Here is a 21,411-nt window from a genome sequence, read left to right as displayed (position 1 = left end):
CCATGGCCGTTGAACGCACGCTGTCGATGATCAAGCCCGACGCCACCAACCGCAACCTGACCGGCAAGATCAATGCGAAATTCGAAGAGGCGGGCCTGCGCATCGTCGCGCAGAAGCGCATCCATCTGAGCCCCGCACAGGCCGGTGCCTTCTATGCCGAGCACAAGGAACGTCCCTTCTATGGCGAGCTGTGCGAATTCATGTCCTCGGCCCCGATCGTGGTGCAGGTTCTGGAAGGCGAAGGCGCGATCCTGAAAAACCGTGAAGTGATGGGCGCGACCAATCCGGCCAATGCCGCCGATGGCACGATCCGCAAGGACTTCGCGCTGTCCGTCGGTGAAAACTCGGTCCATGGCTCGGACAGCCCCGAAGCGGCGGCGCGCGAGATCTCCTTCTATTTCTCGGGTCTCGAACTGGTCGGCTGAGGCCGGTCGATGCGATTGCCCCGGGCGCGCAGGACGCGGCCGGGGAAGCCTCCGGCGGAGGTATTTTTGCCAAGATGAAGGGCAAGGGGGCTGCGGCATCCAAGCCCGGTTGACGGCGGCGCGGGGGCGGCATAGGCAGCGGCCCATGGCACGCGCACCCCTTCTTCAGCTTTCCGGCATTTCCCTGACCTTTGGCGGCGATCCTGTCTTTGACAGGCTGGATCTGGTCGTTCAGCCCGGCGACCGCGTGGCGCTGGTCGGGCGCAACGGATCGGGAAAATCCACCCTTCTCAAGGTCATGGCGGGGCTGGTCGAGCCCGATGCGGGCACGCGGGTCGTGCCGCCGGGCGTGACCGTCGGCTATATGGAGCAGGATCCGGATCTTTCCGCCTATGCGACACTGGGCGATTACGCGGCGGCGACGCTGGCGGAGGGGGAGGAATACCGCGTCGCCATGGCGGCGGAAGGGTTGAAATTCGATCCCGAAACCCCGGTCGCCAGCGCCTCGGGCGGTGAACGGCGGCGCGCGGCGCTGGCGCGGCTGATGGCCGAGGCGCCGGAACTGATGCTGCTGGACGAACCGACCAACCATCTGGACATTCAGGCCATCGAATGGCTGGAGGCGGAACTGCGCGGCACGCGCACCGCTTTCGTGCTGATCAGCCATGACCGCGCCTTCCTGCGTGCGCTGAGCCGTGCGACGCTCTGGATCGACCGGGGTCAGGTGCGGCGGCGCGAGTCGGGGTTTGACGGGTTCGAGGACTGGCGCGAAACCATCTGGGCCGAAGAAGATGAGGCGCGCCACAAGCTGGACCGCAAGATCAAGGCCGAGGCGAAATGGGCGGTCGAGGGCATCTCGGCACGGCGCAAGCGCAATCAGGGTAGGGTGCGGGCACTGGCGGCGCTGCGCGATGAACGTGCAGGCCAGATCCGGCGGCAGGGCACGGCGGCGATGGCACTGGAGGGTGGTCCCGTCTCGGGCAAGAAGGTGATCGAGGCCAAGGGGATATCGCAGTCCTTTGGCGACCGCGTGATCCTGCAGGAGTTCGATCTGCGGGTGCTGCGCGGCGACCGGGTGGCCTTTGTCGGGCCGAACGGGGTGGGCAAGACCACGCTGCTGAAGATCCTGACCGGAGAGATGATGCCGGATCAGGGAGAAGTTAAACTGGGCACCGCTCTGGAGATCGCGGTCTTCGATCAGGCCCGGGCGCGTCTGGATACCGATGCCACGCTTTGGGAAAACCTGGCCGGCGATCCGCTGCTGTCGGTCTCGGGCAATTCCGATCAGGTGATGGTACGGGGCGTGCCGCGTCATGTGGTCGGGTATCTGAAGGATTTCCTGTTCACCGAGGCGCAGGCCCGCGCGCCGGTTCGGTCGCTTTCGGGCGGGGAAAAGGCGCGGCTGCTGCTGGCCAAACTGATGGCGAAGCCGTCCAATCTGATGATCCTCGACGAACCGACCAACGATCTGGATGTCGAGACGCTGGACCTGTTACAGGATCTGCTGGGCGACTATGACGGCACCGTGCTGCTGGTCAGCCATGACCGTGATTTCATAGACCGGGTGGCCACGGCGACCGTCGCGATGGAAGGGGATGGGGTTGTCGGGTTCTATCCCGGCGGGTGGTCGGACTATGTCGATCAGCGCCCTGAACGGGCCGAGACGGTTGCGACGCGGCCGAAAGCGGCGGCTCGGGCTGTCTCCGCCCCGACGCTTGCCGCCCCGACGCGTGCCGATGCGCCGAAGCCCGCAGCAAGCACCCTGACCTTCACCGAACGCAAGCGGCTTGAGGCGCTGCCCGATCTGATCGCGAAGCTGGAGGCAGAGATCACCAAGCTGGGCGAATTGCTGGCCACGCCGGATCTGTTCACGCGCGAGCCGGTGAAGTTTCGCAAGGCGACCGGGATGCTGGCCGAGCGGCAACAGGCGCAGGCCGCTGCCGAAGCGGAATGGCTGGACCTTGCCGAACGCGACGGGGCCTGATCGTAACGGGGCCTGACTGCCGGCTCCGCGCCCCGTCCGCCCGCACCTGCGGCAAGTCCTGACCCAGCGTCAACCATTGGAACCCGCGGCTTTCCGCCGGTTAACGCCGGGTGTCAGGCGCCTTTCCGCCATTGTTATCAAAGACTTTTCACAGCGGCGTGAGAGGGCCTGTCATTCGGGATCCCGCAGGTCCATCTGGGGTTGATCCGTCCCGGGTAAGAAACCCGGGCGATTGAGAGACAGGAGACGACAATGAAATATCTTGCAGCCCTCGCCCTTGGTTCCGCGCTTTCCGCTCCGGCCTTTGCCGGTGGCATGAATACCCCCGTGCAGGAGCCGGTGATTTCCCAGCCGGTGACCTATGCCCCCGCCGCGCCGAATGGCGAATGGACCGGGCTTTATGCCGGTGCGCAGCTTGGCTATGGCGATATCGACAGCGATGTTGCGGGTCTTGACGGCAATGGCGCCATCGGCGGTGTGCATATGGGCTATCGTCACGACTGGGGTCAGTTCGTTGGCGGGATCGAGCTTGCACATGACCGGTCCAATATCGACCTTGCCGATGGTGCGGGCGATCTGGACCACATGACCACGCTGAAACTGCAGGGCGGCTATGATCTGGGCCGGACGCTGATCTATGCCAATCTGGGTGCGGCCCATGCCAAGGTTTCGGGGGTTGGTGGCAGCGCTTCGGACAACGGCTGGCTGGTCGGTGTCGGCGTCGATTACCAGCTGACCGATACCTGGACGCTGGGTGGAGAACTGAACCATTCCCGCTTCAACAATTTCGACGACAGCGGAATCGACGTGAAGGGCACGACCGCACAGCTGCGCGCGTCCTATCGTTTCTGATCCCTGTCTGCGGACAGATCAAAGGGGCGGCTTCGGCCGCCCCTTTTCCATATCTGGTCCGTATTCCGGGCAGAATGCCCTAGTAAGCAACGGTTCGCTTTCCGGGCTTCAGCGCATCCGCAGCGCGCCGTCGAGGCGGATCACCTCACCGTTCAGATAGGCGCATTCGAACAGGAAGGCCGCCAAGGCGGCGAATTCCACCGGCTCCCCCAGACGGCGGGGAAAGGTCACTTCGGCGGCCAGCCCGTCGCGGATCTCCTGTCCCAGCCCTTCCAGCATCGGGGTCGTGAAGACGCCGGGCGCAATGGCATTCACCCGGATCCCTAGTGAGGCCAGATCGCGCGCGGCGGGCAGGGTCATGCCCGCGATGGCGGATTTCGAGGCGGCATAGGCGGCCTGACCCTTTTGTCCGTCAAAGGCGGCGATTGAGGCGGTGTTGACGATAACGCCGCGTTCGCCATCGGCATTGCCGCCTGCCGGGGCATTGCGCGCCATTTCGGCGGCACAGAGCCGCAGACAGTTGAAACTGCCTGTCAGGTTGATGTCGATGGTGCGGCGGAACAGGGCCAGATCATGCGCCCCGTCACGCCCGACGATCCGCGCGCCGGTCGCGATTCCCGCGCAATTCACCAGCCCGTTGACCTGCCCCATCGTCTCGACCGCTTCTGCGATGGCCGTGGCGACCGAAAGCTCATCCGTTACATCGACCGTGCAGAGGCCCGCGCCGGTTTCCTGCGCCAGTTCAGCCCCGCGATCGGCATCACGGTCAAAGATCGTGACCGCAGCGCCGCGTGCGCGAAAGCCCCGCACCACGGCGGCCCCCAGCCCCGAGGCCCCGCCGGTCACCACGACGGCCGCATCCTTCAGTTTCATCTTCCGCTCTCCATTGCCCGGAATTCAGGAATTGAACACTTGTTCATTAAGGCGCGGTCAATAGGCCCCGGTTGCGGTGCTGTCCAGTCTGGGCGGGGCGGGCTCCAGCTACGTCACATATCACATCCGCATGACCATCGTCCTGAATCTACCAGCGCCCTAAATCTACCAGCGCCCTGAGGCGCCGCCGCCCGAGGAGCGCCCGCCGCCAAAGCCGGATTTGCGCGATTTGCGCGCTGCGCGCCGCCGGGCCCGTGACGGGATGCTGTGCCGGGTCGGCCGATCGGACCCGCACTGCAGGCAGATGCGGTGAAGGATCTCTTGTCCGTCTGTGGTTTCACCCGGTTCTTCAACGGTTTCGCGTTCTTCCTTCAAGCCCCTATGCCCGCAGGCTGGGCATTGCCGGAACCGCAGAAGAAGGGCTGATGCTGCGGTACCGATCCTGCCTGCAAATGCAATCATCCCGGCCATGACCGCGAATGCGCCGAACATCAGGGCGCCGCTCCAATCCGTTGGCTCTTCGGGAAAGCCGGACGTTTCGGTGACCTCCATCCGGGCGGCGAAGGGCCGGGCCAGATGGTCAATCGCGGATTGTGCGCCTGCCTCCAGCCCGCCCGCATAATCGTCATTGCGGAAGGAGGGCAGCATGGCGGTGTCGATCACCCGTTGTGCCCGCCCGTCCCAGACCGCGTCATAGCCCGCGCCAAGGGCTATTCGCATTTCGCGGTCATCCCGGCCGACAAGGATCAGGATACCGTCATTGCGGTCCGCGTCGCCGATACCCCATGCGTTGAACCAGCCGGTCGCGAAATCGGCAAATCGCCCGGTGCCGCCATAGTCCGCCTGCGACCGGATTGTGGCCATCGCGATATGGATACCGGTTTCTTCCCGCGCGTCCTGCAACAGGGCGGTCACGCGGGCCTTGGCCTCAGGCGGCAGCAGTCCGGCATAATCGCTGACCGTATCGGTCAGCGGTTCGGGATAATCCTGTGCCATGGCCGCCAAGGGCAGCAGCAGCGTCAGGGCGAGGGGCAAAAATTTCCGACCGATCATTGCGGCACCTCCATCAGGTCGCGGACAACCCGCGCGATCATGGCCACATCCTCGGCCCGGCAATTGAAGGAACCGACCTGCACGCGGATCACGAACCGCCCCTGATGGCGGGTCTGGGTCAGATAGATCCGCCCGTCGGCGTTGATCCGGTCCAGCAATGCGGCAGTTGCGGCGTCACCCTCGCGCAGCGCGAAGGTGAACAGCGACAGAACCGGCGGCGACACCATCTCAACCCCCGGCAGCGCGGCAAGGTCGTCATGGCAGGCCCGCGCCCATGCTACATGGCTCCGGATCATTTTCCGAAGGGTTTCAAGCCCGTAGGCGCGCAAGTGAAACCAAAGCTTCAAGGCGCGGAAGCGGCGGCCAAGCGGCAGGGTCCATTCGTTGAAATTGGTGATATCGTCGTCACCCGGCGTTTCCAGATAGGAGGGGCGCAGCCCTAATGTGCGGATCTGGCGGCCCGGGGCGCGCAGGAACTGCACCGCGCAGTCGAACTGCACGCCCAGCCATTTATGCGGATTGAACACCACGCTGTCCGCCGCTTCAATTCCGTCCCATAACACCCTGAATTCCGGGCAGATCATCGCCGAACCTGCCCAGGCGGCATCGACATGGACGGGCAAGCCCTCGGCCTGCGCCACTGCAATGCAGTCGCGGATCCGGTCCACCGCGCCGATGCCGGTGCCGCCGACGCACAGCACCACGCCCGCAGGCAGGAACCCCGCCACCCGGTCCGCCGCAATCGCCCCTGCCAGCGCGCCGGGTTTCATTGCGTGTTGGGTGTCGGTCGGCACTTTCACAAGGTTGTCCTGCCCGAACCCCGCCACCCGCGCCGCCTTGTCGACCGAGGAATGGGTTTCGGCGCTGGCATAAAGCCGCAGGCGCGGCTGACCCGACAGACCGTCCTGATTGCCGCGCCAGTCCAGTGCCGTCTCCCGCATGGTCAGCACTGCAGAAAGCGTGGCGGTGGTCGCGCTGTCATGGATCGTGCCGCTGAAATCATCGGGCAGGCCAAGGGCACGGGCCAGCCAGCGGATCATCACCTGTTCCATTTCGGTCGCCGCAGGGGCGGTCTGCCAGATCATCGCCTGCGCCGCCATCGCATTGACCAGTTGTTCGGCCAGCATCGAGGCGGGGGAGGCATTGGCCGGGAAATAGGCGAAGAAACGCGGATGCTGCCAATGGGTCAGGGCATCGGGCACCAGTGTTTCAAAATCGTGCCAGATCCGGTCCATCGGTTCGGGCGTCTCGGGCGCGTGGCCGGGCAGTTGCGCCGCCAGTGTCCCCGGCGTCAGGGGCGCGCGCACGGGCCGGTCGCGCAGGGTGCGGTGATACTCGCGCGCCCAGTCGGCGGCGCGTTTCGACCAGTGGTTCAGATCGTCATGGTTCATGGCGGCCTCCCGTGCTGCCGATCTGGCCTGCGGGCGCGGCAAAAGGCAAGTCTTTGCCGCGTCGCAAAAACGCTTGGCGGGGCGCGCAAGTCAGCGTAAGACGGCAGGCATGAAATCGACGCGCAACATCTGCATCTGCATTTGCCGCTGACCTTCGGTCGCGGGCGCCCCTTTTCGTTTCCCTAACCAGACGAAAATCGGTAAGCCCGCGCGGGGTTGAAGGCGCTGTCTTGCGAGGGAAGAACCATGGTGACGATCCGCCTGCACAATTCGCTGACCCGGAAGAAGGAGGAGTTTCAGCCTCTGGATCCGAAAAACGTGCGGATGTATGTCTGCGGCCCCACCGTCTATGACCGCGCCCATCTGGGCAATGCGCGCCCCGTGGTGGTGTTCGACACGCTCTATCGTCTGCTGCGGCATGTCTATGGCGAGGGGCATGTGACCTATGTGCGCAACTTCACCGATGTGGATGACAAGATCAACGCCGAGGCACAGCGGCGCAAGGCGGCGGGGCGCAGCGAAAGCCTTGAGGATCTGATCCACGAGCGGACGGAAGAAACCATCGGCTGGTATCATGCCGATATGGATGCCATCGGCGCGCTGCGCCCCGATCATGAACCGCGCGCGACGGAATACATTGCTGAGATGATCGCGATGATCGAAGGGCTGATCGCGAAGGATCATGCCTATGCGGCCGAGGGGCATGTGCTGTTCCGCGTCCGGTCCTATCCCGGCTATGGCGCACTGTCGGGGCGCACGGTCGATGACATGATCGCAGGCGCGCGGGTCGAGGTCGCGCCCTACAAGGAGGATCCGATGGATTTCGTCCTCTGGAAACCATCGGATGCCGATCTGCCGGGCTGGGACAGCCCCTGGGGAAGGGGTCGTCCGGGCTGGCATATCGAATGTTCGGCCATGGCGGACCGGCTGCTGTGGGAACGGATGAAGGACCGGCTGTCGCCGCAGGCGCTGGCGGCCCCGCATGTGTTCGATATCCATGGCGGCGGGCTGGACCTGCAATTCCCGCATCATGAGAATGAACTGGCGCAAAGCTGCTGCGCGCATCATGGCGAGGGCGCGGAGGCGGCAGGGTTCGCGCGGTTCTGGCTGCATAATGAGATGTTGCAGGTCGAAGGCAAGAAGATGTCCAAGAGTTTGGGCAATTTCTTTACGGTCAGGGATTTGCTGGACGCGCCGGAGATTTCGCAACGGAATGAAGCGATTCCCAAGATGACCGGTGATGAGATCAGGCTGGCCTTCCTGATGACCCATTATCGCAAGCCAATGGATCTGACGCTGAGCCGCGTGGGAGAGGTAAAGGCGACGCTCGAGAAATGGCAGCGCCTCGCAATGGATGGCGATGTTGGATACGATCCGGATTTCAGGATTATCGAAGCCCTTGCGGATGATCTGAACACACCACTTGTTCTGCAAATTCTGCATGAAATGTCTGCTGATTTAAGTTCACCTGAGAAACGAAATATTTTCAGATCATCGCTCCATTTTCTGGGAATTGGTTTGAAATGGCGATCCCATACTCAGGCTATTATTCAAGGACTTCTTCGTGAGGACGATGAGTTTCGTAGAATTGAAGAGTTGATTAATAAAGCTCGTTCAGAAAAAAACTACGCACGTGCAGATGCGCTGCGCGATGAAGTCAGAGAGAGTGGCGCTGAAATCAGCATAACCAAGGATGGCGCCAAGATCTCATACGGTGCATTGGTCGATTATGACATGTTGAGGCAGGTCAAATGACCCCAACCGTCCCCGTCCCGGGCTTGACCCGGGACCTCTTTTGCCACCCGGGGTCCCGGGTCAAGCCCGGGACGGGGTTAAAGAATCGTGAATCTGGTTTCGTAACCACATGATTTTACAAAAAGAAAAATTCTGTCCACTGTGGACACCCGAAATCGGACCCCGCCCATGACCGAACGCCTCTACCTCTTCGACACCACGCTCCGCGACGGCCAGCAAACACAGGGCGTGCAGTTCTCGGCGGCGGAAAAGCGCCAGATCGCCCTCGGCCTCGATGCGCTCGGCATCGACCAGATTGAGGGGGGCTGGCCGGGCGCCAATCCGACCGACAGTGATTTCTTTCGCGACGCCCCCGCCACCCGCGCCACGATGACCGCCTTTGGCATGACGAAACGCGTGGGACGGTCTGCCGATAACGATGATGTGCTGGCCGCCGTTCTGGATGCGGGCACGCCTGCGGTCTGCCTTGTCGGCAAGGCGCATGTCTTTCATGTCACCACGGCCCTTGGCGTCACGCTGGACGAAAACCGCGAGGCGATCCGCGCCTCCATCGCGCATCTGGTGGGCAAGGGGCGTGAGGCGCTGTTTGATGCCGAACATTTCTTCGACGGCTACCGCGCCGATCCCGGCTATGCGCTCTCCTGCCTGCGCGCGGCGCTGGATGCGGGCGCACGCTGGGTTGTGCTTTGTGATACCAATGGCGGCACCCTGCCTGCGGAGGTGGGGCGCATCACCGCCGAGGTGGTCGCGGCGGGCATTCCCGGCGACCGGCTGGGCATCCATTGCCATGACGATACCGGCAATGCGGTGGCCTGTTCACTGGCCGCCATTGATGCAGGCGCACGGCAGGTGCAGGGCACGCTGAACGGGCTGGGCGAACGCTGCGGCAATACCAGCCTGACAACGCTGATCCCGACGCTGCTGCTGAAGGAACCCTATGCCAGCCGGTTCCAGACCGGGGTCAGCCTTGAGGGGCTGGCAGGTCTTGTGCGTCTGTCGCGCAGTCTTGACGACATTCTGAACCGGGTGCCGAACCGGGCGTCTCCTTACGTCGGGGCCTCGGCCTTTGCGCATAAGGCGGGGCTGCATGCCAGCGCGATCCTGAAGGATCCGACCACCTATGAACATGTGCCCCCCGAAACCGTGGGCAATGCGCGCATCATCCCGATGTCCAATCAGGCCGGACAATCGAACCTGCGCGCCCGTCTGGCGGCAGCGGGGATCGAGGTCGCGCCCGGCGATCCGCGCCTTGCCCATATTCTGGATGAGATCAAGCGGCGTGAGGAAGACGGCTATGCCTATGACGGCGCGCAGGCGAGTTTCGAATTGCTGGCGCGTCGGGAACTGGGGCTGTGCCCGCAGTTTTTCGAGGTGAAGCGCTACCGCGTCACGGTGGAACGGCGCAAAAACAAGTATGACCGCATGGTCAGCCTGTCCGAAGCGGTGGTCGTGGTGAAGATCGGGGATCGCAAGATGCTTTCGGTCTCGGAATCCATGGATGAAAGCGGCACGGATCGCGGCCCGGTCAATGCGCTCTCGAAAGCGCTGGCCAAGGATCTGGGGCCCTATCAGGCGATGATTGACGATCTGAAACTGGTCGATTTCAAGGTGCGGATCACGCAAGGCGGCACCGAGGCCGTCACCCGCGTCATCATCGACAGCGAGGACAGTGCCGGGCATCGCTGGTCGACGGTCGGGGTCTCGGCCAATATCGTCGATGCCAGTTTCGAGGCGCTGCTGGATGCGATCCACTGGAAACTGATCCGCGACGGCGCGCCCTCGCAGGGCCGGATATCATCAGGGCAGGCGGGATGAGCATTTTCGATCTGTTCGACGGGCTGGACCGGGCCGGGCCGGGCGATGCCGACAGCCTGCGCCGCGCCTGTGCGGCAGTCGCGGACCCGGCATGAGCACTGCCTGCGCAGCACTTGTCGAACGCGCCGACCCCGCGCGTTTCGCCGCCGTGATGGCAGCACCTCGGGGCCTGCGCGCGGATCTTTTCACGCTTTACGCCTTCAATCTTGAAGTTGCCCGCGCCCCCTGGGCCAGTGCCGAGCCGCTGGTCGCCGAGATGCGCCTGCAATGGTGGCGCGACGCGGCAGAGGCGGCAGGGCGGGGCGCGCCGCCCCCCGCGCATGAGGTCATGGGACCGATGGCGCGGCTGATCGCGGCGCGGTGTCTGCCGGGCGATGTGCTGGATGCGCTAATCGCCGCGCGCCGCTGGGACATCTACCGCGAGCCTTTCGAAGATCAGGCCGCCTTTGACGCCTATCTTGACGCAACGGGCGGTGGGCTGATCTGGCTGGCGGCGTTGATCTGCGGCGCTGGGTCAGAGGCCGAGGCCCCTGCGCGCGCGGCGGGCCGGGCGGCGGGACTGGCGGCCTATCTTCAGGCCGTGCCGGAACTTGAGGCCCGCGGCCGCATCCCGCTGGTCGACGGGCGCGAGGCGGCGGTGGCCGGTCTGGCGCGGCGCGGGCTGGACAGTCTGGCCATGGCCCGGAAAGGGCGGGCCGCGCTGCGACAGGCAGCACCTGCGCTGATCCCGGTCTGCCATGCCGAACCGCTGCTGCGACGGGCGGCGCGAGACCCGGGCCGCGTGGCTGCCGGGGCCTTGCAGATCTCGGAATTCACCCTGCGCTGGCGGCTTTTGCAGGCGGGGATTGCCGGGCGCTGGTAGGGATCAACCCGCCAGCGTTCCGGCCAGTGCCGCCTCAAGGGCCGCGACATCGGGCACCAGCGAAAAGAAGCTGCGCAGATCTTCGGCGGCAAAGGATTCCGCGATGACATGGTCGATCAGCCCGGCCAGCGGCTGCCAGTAGCCATCGGTGTCCAGCAGCAGGATCGGCTTGGCATGCAGCCCGATCTGGCGCCATGTCAGAACCTCGAAAAACTCATCCAGACTGCCCGCCCCGCCGGGCAGCACCACGATCACATCGCTGTTCATGAACATGACTTTCTTGCGCTCATGCATGTTCTCGGTGATGACCAGCTGCGACAGGTCGCGCCGCCCCTGTTCACGGCCCATCAGATGCGTCGGGATCACGCCCATCGTCGTGCCGCCCTCGGCCATCGCGGCACGCGCCACCTCGCCCATCAGGCCGACATCGCCTGCGCCATAGACCAGCCGCCAGCCGCGCCCGGCGATCATGCGGCCACAATCGCGCGCCGCCCGGGCATAGCTTTCCCGCGCTCCGGGACGAGAGCCGCAAAAGACACAAACGGATCGCAGCGCGTTCATGGTATGATTTCTCCGGTTGAGATTGGTTTTTGCCGTGGTATCGGGCTTTGGGGATAATGAAAAGCGGCGCGCCCCGCATGGGCGCGCATGATGGGAAAAGTGGCGCACCCTGACTTGGGCGAGTTGGGCGCGCGCGATGGGAGACGGCGATGACCAAAGGCGCGGCAGGCGGGACCGGATCGGGGATCGCGCTCGGGGCGGTGGCCAAGGGCGGGGCGCTGGCCGCAGTTGTTGTGGTTGCCGCTGCCGTGGCCGCACATTTCACGCTGCGCGAGGCCGATGCGCCGATGCCGCTGGCCGGATTGCCACAGGGCAGCCTGCCGGAGGCAGGGCAAGGGGCCGAGGCCCCAGCAACAGTGCCAGAACCGAAAACGCCCGCAGCGCCGGTCGCATCCGAGCCCGCAGCGCAGGCGCAGATCGCGGCCCTGCCTGACGGCGTGGCAGATCCTGACACGGGGACCGGGACGGAAGACGCGCCGGGCGCCCCGGGTCCCGCAATGCAGACCCCGCCCGCAATCCCGCCAGGATTTGACCTGCTGCGGATGGAGCCGGATGGATCGGGCCTTGTCGCAGGCCGCGCACAGCCGGGAAGCCGTGTGGTGCTGCTGGTCGACGGGCAAGAGGCGGGTTCGGCAGAAGCCGGGGCGACGGGTGGGTTTGCGATCTTCTTCACCCTGCCGCCCAGTGAGAAGTCCAGATTGCTGACGCTGCGGATGCGGCTGGCCGATGGGAGCCAGATCGCCTCGGTCGATCAGGTCGTGCTGGCACCGGGGGATGTGGTGGCATTCGCGCCTGTTGCCGAAGCACCCCCCGCCGATGCGTCCCGTGCCGACACCTCCCTTGCCGAGGCACCCCATGCAGAAGCAACGCCGGACGTGATGTCTGCCGGGGATACGACATCTCCTGCCGCCGATCTGCAATCCGCCCCCGATCTGCAGGAAGGCAGTGCCGCGACGCCGACAGCCGCTGCGGAGGCGGTGGCTGTGGGACAGGCCCCCGAACTTGCGGATCCCGCCGCATCCTCGCCTTCGCAGGCAGAACTGTCCGCTCTGTCAGATGCCGCAACCTCGGTTGCTGCAGCCCCGGCAGCCCCCGGCCTGCCTGCCACGCCCGAGGCCCCCGCTGCCGCCGATGCGCCCCCCTCCGCCCCGCAGACCGGGCCGGAAATGGCGGCAATCCTCATGGGGCCCGATGGGGTGCGGGTGCTGCAGCCCGGGGCGACCGCGGCACCGGGGCAGTTGCGCCCTGTCACGATCGACGCGATTTCCTATACCGCGACCGGCGCTGTGCAGATGGCCGGGCGCGGCATGCCGGGGCAGGCGGTGCGACTTTATCTGAACAATCAACCGCTGACCGAATTTCCGGTGGCGGCGGATGGTGGCTGGGGCGGGGTGCTGCCCGAGGTGGCCCCGGGCCGCTATACCCTGCGGGCCGATCAGATCGGGGCGGAGGGTGTTGTCACGGCCCGGTTTGAAACCCCCTTCCAGCGCGAGACGCTGGCGGCACTGGCGGCGGCAACAGGCCGCCCGGTCGAAGATGACCCGAGCAGCGGCAAGCCGGTCGCCGGGGCCGACATATCAGGGGCCGCCACAAGCGGTGACCGGCCCGCGGCCGATCCCGCGCCTGTGACGGTCGCCGCCGTGTCCTCTGCTGCGGATGGGACGGCTGAACCCGCGCAAGGGGCGGCAACCCGTCCCGCGACCGCCCCGCCAGCCCCCACAACAGCCCCCGTCCCGACAGCCGAACTACTTGTTCCGGCAGGGACTGCCCCAACGGCCCAGCCCGCCACCCGCACGGAAACGGTCGCGGTCCCGCAACCCGCCCCGGTTCTTGCCCCAGCGGTTGAACCCGCCGCGCCGCAACCGGACCTCGTGGCGGGCACGACTGTTGCCACCGTCCCGGCGGCGGTTCCCGCCACCAGCCCTGCGCCGCCCGCTGCCGCCGCCCCGGTCAGCGTCACGGTGCAGCCCGGTTTCACGCTTTGGGCCATCGCGCGCGACCAGCTTGGCGAGGGGGTGCTTTATGTGCAGGTTTTCGAGGCCAATCGCGACCGGATCCGCGACCCTGACCTGATCTATCCCGGTCAGGTCTTTGCCATTCCCGAACGCGCCAGCCCCTGAACCGGACGGGCCTTTGCAGCCGCAGCAGTTCCGGTCGCTGCCCCGTCTGGTCATTCCTGCCGCAGGGGGATAAGGAATGTCGCCTGCCATCGGGGAAGAACCATGCGCCGCGTCACAAAATCCGTCACCAGCGCTGACAGCGCCTCCACTTCGGCCACGCCGGGCCAGACGATCCGCCGGGTCGTGCCTTATCTCTGGCCCGACAATGCACCCTGGGTGCGGCGCCGGGTCATCATGGCGATGGTGTTTCTGCTGCTGTCCAAGATCGTTTCGGTCGCAACACCCGCGCTTTACAAATTTGCCGTGGATGCATTGGCGGGGGATGCGCCCGAACCGGGCCTGTTGCTGGCGCTTGGCGCGGTCGGTCTGACCATCGCCTATGGGATGGCGCGGCTTTTGTCGGTGGGCTTCGGAGAATTGCGCGACGCGGTCTTTGTGCGCGTCGGCCAGCGCGCGCTGCGCCAGCTGGCGCTGGAGACCTTCACCCATATCCACCGCCTGTCGATGCGCTATCACATCACGCGCAAGACCGGCGGGCTGAGCCGGATCATCGAGCGCGGCGTCAAGGGCGTCGATTTCCTGCTGCGCTTCATGCTGTTCTCCATCGGGCCGCTGATCCTTGAACTGACCATGGTCGCAGTGATTTTCGCGGTTGTCTTCGGCCTGTCCTATATGGCGGTCGTGGTGGTGACGATCACGCTTTATGTCATCTTCACCCTGCGCGTCACCGAATGGCGGGTGCGGATCCGCAAGGAAATGAACGATCAGGATACCGATGCCAACCAGAAGGCAATCGACAGCCTGCTGAATTTCGAGACCGTCAAATATTTCGGCGCCGAGGCGCGGGAAGCCGCGCGCTATGACGATGCGATGCGACAATATGAGGTGGCAGCCGTCAAGACCGGGCAAAGCCTGTCCTTCCTGAATTTCGGGCAGTCGCTGCTGATCACCTCGGGTCTGGTCATCGTGATGGTGATGGCGGCCATGGGCGTGCAGGCAGGCACGCTGACCGTGGGCGATTTTGTCATGGTCAATGCCTATATGATCCAGATCACCATGCCGCTGAACTTCCTTGGCACGGTCTACCGCGAGATCCGGCAGGCGCTGGTCGATATGGGTGAGATGTTCGGCCTTCTGGGCCAGCCCGCCGAGATTTCCGACCGCCCCGGCGCGACCGCGCTGGCCGTATCGGGCGGCGAGGTCGTCTTTAACAACGTGACCTTCGATTATGAGACCGAGCGCGCGATCCTCAAGGGCATTTCCTTCCGCGTTGCGCCCGGTGAACGTGTGGCGCTGGTCGGGCCTTCGGGATCAGGCAAATCCACCATCGGGCGGCTTCTGTTCCGGTTCTACGATGTGACGGGCGGGGCGATCCGTATAGACGGGCAGGATCTGCGCGAGATCACGCAGGACAGCCTGCATGCGCAGATCGGTGTCGTGCCGCAGGATACGGTGCTGTTCAATGATACGGTGCTTTACAACATCGCCTATGGACGACCCGAGGCCAGCCGGGCCGAGATCGAGGCAGCGGCGAGGGCGGCGAAGATCCATGACTTCATCCTGTCCTTGCCGGATGGATATGAAACCACGGTGGGCGAACGCGGGCTTAAACTGTCGGGCGGTGAGAAACAGCGCGTGGGCATCGCCCGGACCCTGTTGAAAAATCCGCCGATCCTGCTGCTGGATGAGGCGACATCGGCGCTGGACACGCAGACCGAGCGTGACATTCAGGACAGCCTGCTGGCCATGGGCAAGGGGCGGTCGGTCATCACCATCGCGCACCGGTTGTCCACGATTGCCGATGCTGACCGGATCATCGTGCTGGAGGCTGGCCTGATCGTCGAGGAAGGCCGGCACGACGACCTGCTGGCACGCGGTGGCCGCTATGCCGCGATGTGGGCGCGCCAGTCCAGCGAAGAGGAAGAAGCCGCCTGAGGCGAAGCAGGCGGCTTGTACGCGCGTCAGGCAGGGTGCGGGCCGGGCAACAGCCGGGTCAGGCTAGCGCCACCAGATGCAGCGCCTCGGGCGGCAGATCCGTCACCCCGCGCAGATCGGCGACGGGGCGGCCGTTGAAGCGGATCAGGGTGCCGCTGTCGCTGTCATTGTCCAAAAGCTCGATCATGGGGGCGAAGGGTGCCCCGCTGCCATCGGTTTCGGGCCGGTAAGTCAGTTCCAGCGCATCCGAGGCGGGGCTGAAGCCTTCGACCACGACAGGAGCGGTCTCAAGGGCAGTGGTGGTTGCCTTCTGCTGCGGCGCAGGCAGGATCCAGTCCAGATCGGCATTCAGGAAATGCGCAAGGGCGCGCTCTGCCTCGGCACCCAGTTCGGCCCAACTGTCCGGCAAGGGGGCTGCGTTCATCGCCTTGGCGACAGTCGAGTCGCAGGGCGTCAGCGCCGCTGCGGGCGGGGCTGCGGGTTGGGCCGCTTGTCCCACCGCCGGGGCCCCTGCCGCGCGCGCCGTGTTTCCGGGCGCGGCAAGGCCACTGCCCAAGCCAAAGGATCCCAGAACCAATAGCACATAAGACGCAAGCAACAGTTCCATAGTGCAGCCCTCCCGTCATGCGGATGGGCCGGGATTACCGGCTGAAACCGATTTATTTTGGACCGAATTGCGGCAGTTCCGCCCAATTGTCCCTGAGATCGAAACAATCGCCCGGATGGGCGCCCGGCCTATTCAGCCGCCTGTTCTGCCGCGCGCAGGGGCGGGTGCGGGCCGGTCTGCTGCTGCGTCGGCGCATCGGCGCTTGCCTCTGCCTCGGGGGTGTCTTGCGGCGCATGGGGCAGTTCTTCCCACTGGATTTCCGGCGCCCGGGTCCGGCGGGCGGCGCTGTCCAGCACACGGTCGCGGGCGGCGGCGCTGCCCTGCCCATGCGACAGGGCCGACAGCAGCGCAAGGCTGCGATAGGCGCCGACCCCGAACCAGACCCGCAGCGCCAGCAGCGCGGGCGTGAAGATCAATGTCAGCACGGTTGCGATGCCCAGCCCGAACACCACCGCCGTTGCCAGTTGTTTCCACCACAGCGCGGTGGGGCTGTCGATGGAATAGCCGCCATTGATGAAATCAAGGCTGATCCCCAGCATCATCGGCGACAGCCCTGCCATAGTGGTGATCGTGGTCAGCAGAACCGGGCGGATGCGCTGCTCGGCGGTGCGGATGATCGCCTCGATCTTCGGCATGTAGCGGCTGAAATCCTGATAGGTGTCGATCAGAACGATGTTGTTGTTCACCACGATCCCGGCCAAGGCCACGACCCCGGTGCCGGTCATGATGATGGAAAAGGTCTGATCCATCACCAGCATGCCGATCAGCACCCCCGTCGTTGACAGAACCACCGCGACCAGCACCAGAACGGAATTGTAGAAACTGTTGAACTGCGCCAGCAGGATGATGAACATCAACCCCAGTGCGCCCAGAAACGCCTGTGCAAGGAAGGCGCCGCTTTCGGCCTGATCCTCCTGATCGCCGGTGAATTCCCAATCCACCCCGGCGGGCAGCGGCGTTTCGGTCTGCAGCCATTCTGTCAGCAGCGCGATCCGTTCATTGGCGTTGATCGGTCTGCCATCCGGCCCGGTCAGGCCCGGGGTCACATCGGCCTTGACGTCGAAATGGCGTTGCTGATCGACCCGGTCGATCCGGCCCAGTTTCTGAACCGGGGTCCGGGTGATGAAATTCGACAGCGGAATAAGCCCGTCAGCCGTGCGCAGTTTCAGGCTATCCAGCGTCGACAGCACACGGTCCCCCTCGGGCAGGCGGACGCGGATCTCGATTTCCTCATCCGATGTGTCGACCCGCATCGTGTCCAGCAGGATGCCGCGCGTCACAAGCTGCACCATGCCGCCCACAGTGGCCACATCGGCCCCGAACCGGCCTGCGCGGGTCACATCGACATCAATCTGCCAGTCGATGCCGGGCAGGGGGCGGGTATCCTCGATCCCGATGATGCCGTCCATCGTTTCCAGCTTGGCGCGCGCGGTCTCTACGGCGCGTTCCAGCACCGCGAAATCGTCACCCTTGAACCGCAGATGGATCGGCTTGCCCGAGGCGGGGCCGCGGCTCTGGCTCAGCGCCTCGGTCTGGATGCCGGGAATGCCCGCCAGCCGCGCCATGATTCCGTCCAGCACCACATCGCCATCCAGATCGGCGCGGTCCTTGCGGTCCTCCCACCGGATCATCTCGATCTGGACCTGTCCGATCGTGTCCAGCGGCGCGGTGGCCCCCCCGGTATTCGAATTCAGCCCTCCCGTTCCGGCAAAGGCAAAGGCGCTTTCGACCCCTTCGGTGGTCAGGATCACCTCTTCCACCTGCCGCAGCAGTTCGTCCTTTTCGGGCAGCGACAGATTGCCCCTTGCGCGGACATAGACGATGGCCTGTTCAGTCTCGGATTCGACGAAGAATTCCACGCCCCGGGAATGTTCGGTGAAATACAGGAAGGTCGCGATGACAAAGCCGATCACCGCCGCAATCGAGACCAGTGGCATTACCGGATTGGCCGCGATCAGGCGGATCACATGGCCAAACGGGGTGCGGCGATAGCCGCTTTCGACCCGCCGGGGCGCCCGTTCGATCCGTGCCGCCGTCAGCGTGACCGAGGCGGAAAAGCCGCCAAGCGCGAACAGCAGCGCGCCCGGCAGGACCGACAGCGCGCCCGTGGGCGCCGCAGACCCCAGCAGATAGGCCGGATTGATCATCTGCATCGCGCCCAGAAACATCAGATACAGCGCAGGCGGCACAAGGGCTGCGCGCGCAATCCACGGCAGGGGGCGCAGCAGGGCGGCGATCCGGTCCAGAATCCGGCTCATCCGGCCCGCGACCCCGCCGATCACCGGCAGATAGATCAGCGCCACGATCAGGCTGGCGATCAGCACGAAGATCAGCGTGACCGGCAGCATCCCCATGAATTCACCCGGAACACCGGGCCAGAACAGCATCGGCAGAAAGGCGCAAAGCGTCGTCGCCGTCGAGGCGACGATCGGCCAGAACATGCGCTTGGCGGCCTCCGTATAGGCGGCCATCGGCCCCGAGCCTTCGGCAATGCGCTTGTCGGCATATTCCACCACGACAATCGCGCCATCGACCAGCATCCCCACCGCAAGGATCAGGCCGAACATCACGATATTCGACACTGTGATCCCCATCACCGCAAACAGCGCGAAGGTCATCAGGAACGAGGTCGGAATGGCGATGCCGACCAGAAGTGCCGAGCGGGTGCCAAGACTGGCCAGAACCACGATCATCACCAACGCAATCGCGGTCATGACCGAGCCTTCAAGCTGGCTGACCATTGACGCGACCTGCGTCGACTGGTCCAGCGACGCGCGAACCTCGATGGCATCGCGCAGCGGCTCGGGCCAGAGCGCGCGTTCGGCATCGATCTGGCGGCGCACCTCGGCGGTGGTGTCGATCAGGTTGAACCCCTTGCGCTTGACCACCTGAATGGCAACGGTGGTTTCCCCGTTGAACCGCGCCGTGCCGGTGCGGTCCTCGAAGGTCAGGCGGATATCGGCCAGATCGCCCAGCCGGATCACCCGGTCGCCATTCACCTTGACCGGCAGGTCATGCACCTGACGCGGATTGTCGAATGAGGCCGGGATCTTGACCGCGAAGGCGCCGCTTTCGGTCTCGATCTCACCCGCCGCGATCAACTGGTTGTTGTTGCGCACGACATTGATCAACTCACCCGCCGTGACGTTATAGGCCTCCAGTTTCAGGGGGTCGATCACGACCTCAAGCATTTCATCGCGATGTCCCGCCAGTTCGGCATTCAGCACCGCATCCATGCCTTCGATCCGGTCCTGCAGATCCTTGGCCGCGCGCAGCAACGTGCGTTCGGGCACATCGCCCGACAGCGCCACGATGATGATGGGAAATTCCGAGAAGTTGATTTCGTTGATCGAATATTTCTCGGCCCCGGCGGGGAATTTCGCCTCGGCCGTGTTCATCTTGTCGCGGACATCGGCGATGATCTTGGTCTTGTCCCAGCCGAATTCGAATTCCATCGCCAGCCCGGCATAGCCTTCCGACGCCGTGCCGGTCATGGTTTTCAGCCCGTCGAGGCCCGACATCTCTGTTTCCATGACCTTGACCAGCAGACGCTCACTGTCGAGCGCGGAAATGCCGGGGAAGGGGACCGAGACGAACAGCGCCGGGATCTCGATATCCGGCTCCCCCTCCTTGGGCAGGCTGACATAGGCGAAAGTGCCCGCAAGGATGGACAGCGCCACGAAGGCAATCACCATCCTTGCGCGGGAGGCGGCCCAGTCGATCAGGCCGGTCATTCGGTGGCATCCCGCCATGTGGGTGCAAGCGGCGTGCCCTCGGCCACGAATTCCTGCCCGACGACGATGACATCCACCGCATCCGGCAAACCGGTCAGCCAGACGCCGTCGACCGTATCGCGCAACAACGTCACCGGCAGGAAGGCCGCGCGCCGCTCGGCATCCACGACACGGATGCCCAACTGCCCGTCATCATCCAGTGTCAGGGCGGAACCCGGCAGCAGATGGCCGCTGCGCCCCTCGGTCTCGATCCTGATTTCGGCGGTCTGTCCGTCACGGATCGCCAGATCGGAATTGGCCACCGTCACCTCGACCCGAAAAGTGCGCGTCAGCGGATCGGCTGCACGCGACAGGAAGGTGACGCGCCCCATCGCCTCGGTCCCGGAAACCAGCCGCGCGCCCGCCAAGGCGCCGACATCAACCTTGTCCACATCGGTTTCGGACAGGAACCCCACCAGCTTCACCGGATCGAGCTGGATCACCGTGCCGCAGATCGCACCGGGTTGCAGCAAGGCACCCAGTTCGGCGGTGTCGCTTTCCAGCAGACCGTCGAACGGCGCGCTGATGGTCAGCCGGTCCAGTTCACGCCGGGCTGATTCGACCGCCGCCTCGGCGGCCAGGATCCCGGATTGCGCGGTCTGCAACCCGGCCTCGGCGGCGCTGACGCCGGCCCGGGCCGAGGACAATGCGGCCTGCGCCCCCGCAACCCGGGTTTCCGAGGCAAAGCCGCCCGCACTCAGTTGTGCGGCGGCGCGGTCATTGATTTCAGCCTCCTGAAGCTTTGCCCGGGCCTCTTCCAGCCGCGCATCGGATTCGGGAATGCGGCTTTGCGCCTCCATCTCACGGGCCTCGGCCTCCAGCAGCATCGCGGGGCGTGTGCCGGGGTCAAGCTGGCACAGCGTCTGTCCCGCGCGGACATAGGCGCCCCGGCGCAGCGGTTCCGAAATCACCAGCCCCGAGGTTTCGGCCCGCGCCTCGACCTGCCGGGCGGCCTCGGTCCGGCCCCTGACCAGAATGGCGGCATCGACATTCTGCGCGCGGCTGGCCTGAACGAGCACCGAAACCGGCCGGGGGGCCGAGGCGTCAGACCGCTGTTCCGGAGTTCCGCTTTCCACTGCGGGTTCAGCCGCCTGCGCCGCAGGCGTAGCACCGCCCGAGGCGAAGGACCAAAGCCGCTCGCGCTCAAAGATCAGCAGATAAAGCGATCCGGTCACCGCAAGCGCCGTCAGGAAGGGAACCACTCTCATCACATGCCTCATACCGCCGAAGGTCCGGACCCGTCCTGCAGACCCTTCCGGAACTGCCGGATGGCGCGCTGCGTGGGGTCGGCCGCCCCGCACTGAACTGTCCGGTTCAGATTAATCGCTTCGGCAGATCCCTGCAAGCGTCGTGATCGCTGTCGTAAAAGGCAAATCGGGGGGGGGCGGGCGGCGGCACGATGCCG

At 65.1% G+C, this 21,411-nt stretch carries 14 protein-coding genes and 1 pseudogene; 8 read left to right on the top strand and 7 right to left on the bottom strand.

Going from position 1 to position 21,411, the window contains the following annotated elements:
* The first annotated feature begins 2 nt into the window (after positions 1 to 2).
* The 3 genes from ndk to JL811_RS09960 all read left to right on the top strand — a co-directional run bounded on the left by ndk (position 3) and on the right by JL811_RS09960 (position 3,261).
* Positions 3 to 425: a nucleoside-diphosphate kinase gene (gene ndk / locus JL811_RS09970; protein ID WP_202688452.1), complete on the top strand. Its 423-nt coding sequence runs from the start codon at positions 3 to 5 to the stop codon at positions 423 to 425.
* A gap of 145 nt (positions 426 to 570) precedes the next feature.
* Positions 571 to 2,409: an ABC-F family ATP-binding cassette domain-containing protein gene (locus JL811_RS09965; protein WP_202688451.1), complete on the top strand. Its 1,839-nt coding sequence runs from the start codon at positions 571 to 573 to the stop codon at positions 2,407 to 2,409.
* Positions 2,410 to 2,661: 252 nt separating this feature from the next.
* Positions 2,662 to 3,261 carry an outer membrane protein gene (locus tag JL811_RS09960; protein WP_202688450.1) on the top strand — a complete coding sequence of 200 codons (600 nt, stop codon included), beginning with the start codon at positions 2,662 to 2,664 and terminating at the stop codon, positions 3,259 to 3,261.
* 108 nt (positions 3,262 to 3,369) lie between these two features.
* On the opposite strand, the gene JL811_RS09955 is transcribed toward JL811_RS09960, so the two are convergent.
* From JL811_RS09955 to JL811_RS09945, 3 genes are all read right to left on the bottom strand, one after another.
* Positions 3,370 to 4,134 (bottom strand): SDR family NAD(P)-dependent oxidoreductase, encoded by a 765-nt coding sequence (locus JL811_RS09955; RefSeq protein WP_202688449.1) that lies wholly within the window; start codon positions 4,132 to 4,134, stop codon positions 3,370 to 3,372.
* A gap of 165 nt (positions 4,135 to 4,299) precedes the next feature.
* A complete protein-coding gene (locus JL811_RS09950) occupies positions 4,300 to 5,187 on the bottom strand; it encodes a TPM domain-containing protein (protein WP_202688448.1) in 888 nt (295 codons plus the stop codon).
* Positions 5,184 to 6,578 (bottom strand): pyridoxal phosphate-dependent decarboxylase family protein, encoded by a 1,395-nt coding sequence (locus JL811_RS09945; RefSeq protein WP_202688447.1) that lies wholly within the window; start codon positions 6,576 to 6,578, stop codon positions 5,184 to 5,186. Before JL811_RS09945 ends, JL811_RS09950 begins: the two co-directional genes overlap by 4 nt.
* Before the next feature lie 246 nt (positions 6,579 to 6,824).
* Here JL811_RS09945 and cysS point away from each other — a divergent pair, with 246 nt between their 5' ends.
* The 3 genes from cysS to JL811_RS09930 all read left to right on the top strand — a co-directional run bounded on the left by cysS (position 6,825) and on the right by JL811_RS09930 (position 11,010).
* A complete protein-coding gene (cysS, locus tag JL811_RS09940; RefSeq protein WP_202688446.1) occupies positions 6,825 to 8,333 on the top strand; it encodes a cysteine--tRNA ligase in 1,509 nt (502 codons plus the stop codon).
* Positions 8,334 to 8,501: 168 nt separating this feature from the next.
* Positions 8,502 to 10,148, top strand: coding sequence for a citramalate synthase (cimA, locus tag JL811_RS09935; protein WP_202688445.1), 1,647 nt, complete (start codon positions 8,502 to 8,504; stop codon positions 10,146 to 10,148).
* A 91-nt stretch (positions 10,149 to 10,239) separates the two neighbouring features.
* Entirely contained in the window at positions 10,240 to 11,010 is a 771-nt protein-coding gene (locus JL811_RS09930) for a squalene/phytoene synthase family protein (RefSeq protein WP_202688444.1), read from the top strand.
* Positions 11,011 to 11,013: 3 nt separating this feature from the next.
* On the opposite strand, the gene JL811_RS09925 is transcribed toward JL811_RS09930, so the two are convergent.
* A complete protein-coding gene (locus JL811_RS09925; RefSeq protein WP_202688443.1) occupies positions 11,014 to 11,571 on the bottom strand; it encodes an LOG family protein in 558 nt (185 codons plus the stop codon).
* Between the two features lie 1,937 nt (positions 11,572 to 13,508).
* Between JL811_RS09925 and JL811_RS20300 the strand changes: the two are divergent.
* Together JL811_RS20300 and JL811_RS09915 are read left to right on the top strand one after the other, a co-directional pair.
* Positions 13,509 to 13,691 (top strand): annotated as a pseudogene (locus JL811_RS20300) (LysM peptidoglycan-binding domain-containing protein); the annotation flags it as partial.
* 102 nt (positions 13,692 to 13,793) lie between these two features.
* Positions 13,794 to 15,626, top strand: a complete 1,833-nt coding sequence (locus JL811_RS09915; RefSeq protein WP_202688442.1) for an ABCB family ABC transporter ATP-binding protein/permease — start codon at positions 13,794 to 13,796, stop codon at positions 15,624 to 15,626.
* A 58-nt stretch (positions 15,627 to 15,684) separates the two neighbouring features.
* On the opposite strand, the gene JL811_RS09910 is transcribed toward JL811_RS09915, so the two are convergent.
* From JL811_RS09910 to JL811_RS09900, 3 genes are all read right to left on the bottom strand, one after another.
* Positions 15,685 to 16,233 carry a hypothetical protein gene (locus JL811_RS09910; protein ID WP_202688441.1) on the bottom strand — a complete coding sequence of 183 codons (549 nt, stop codon included), beginning with the start codon at positions 16,231 to 16,233 and terminating at the stop codon, positions 15,685 to 15,687.
* 128 nt (positions 16,234 to 16,361) lie between these two features.
* Positions 16,362 to 19,967 carry an efflux RND transporter permease subunit gene (locus tag JL811_RS09905; RefSeq protein ID WP_202688440.1) on the bottom strand — a complete coding sequence of 1,202 codons (3,606 nt, stop codon included), beginning with the start codon at positions 19,965 to 19,967 and terminating at the stop codon, positions 16,362 to 16,364.
* Complete coding sequence (locus tag JL811_RS09900; RefSeq protein WP_202688439.1) at positions 19,964 to 21,214, bottom strand: efflux RND transporter periplasmic adaptor subunit; 1,251 nt, start codon at positions 21,212 to 21,214, stop codon at positions 19,964 to 19,966. The genes JL811_RS09905 and JL811_RS09900 overlap by 4 nt, the downstream gene beginning before the upstream one ends.
* Between the last annotated feature and the right edge of the window lie 197 nt (positions 21,215 to 21,411).

It is taken from the genome of Szabonella alba (assembly GCF_016765775.1).
GTDB classification, from domain to species: domain Bacteria; phylum Pseudomonadota; class Alphaproteobacteria; order Rhodobacterales; family Rhodobacteraceae; genus Szabonella; species Szabonella alba.
This window is presented reverse-complemented; position numbering and strand designations above follow the sequence as displayed.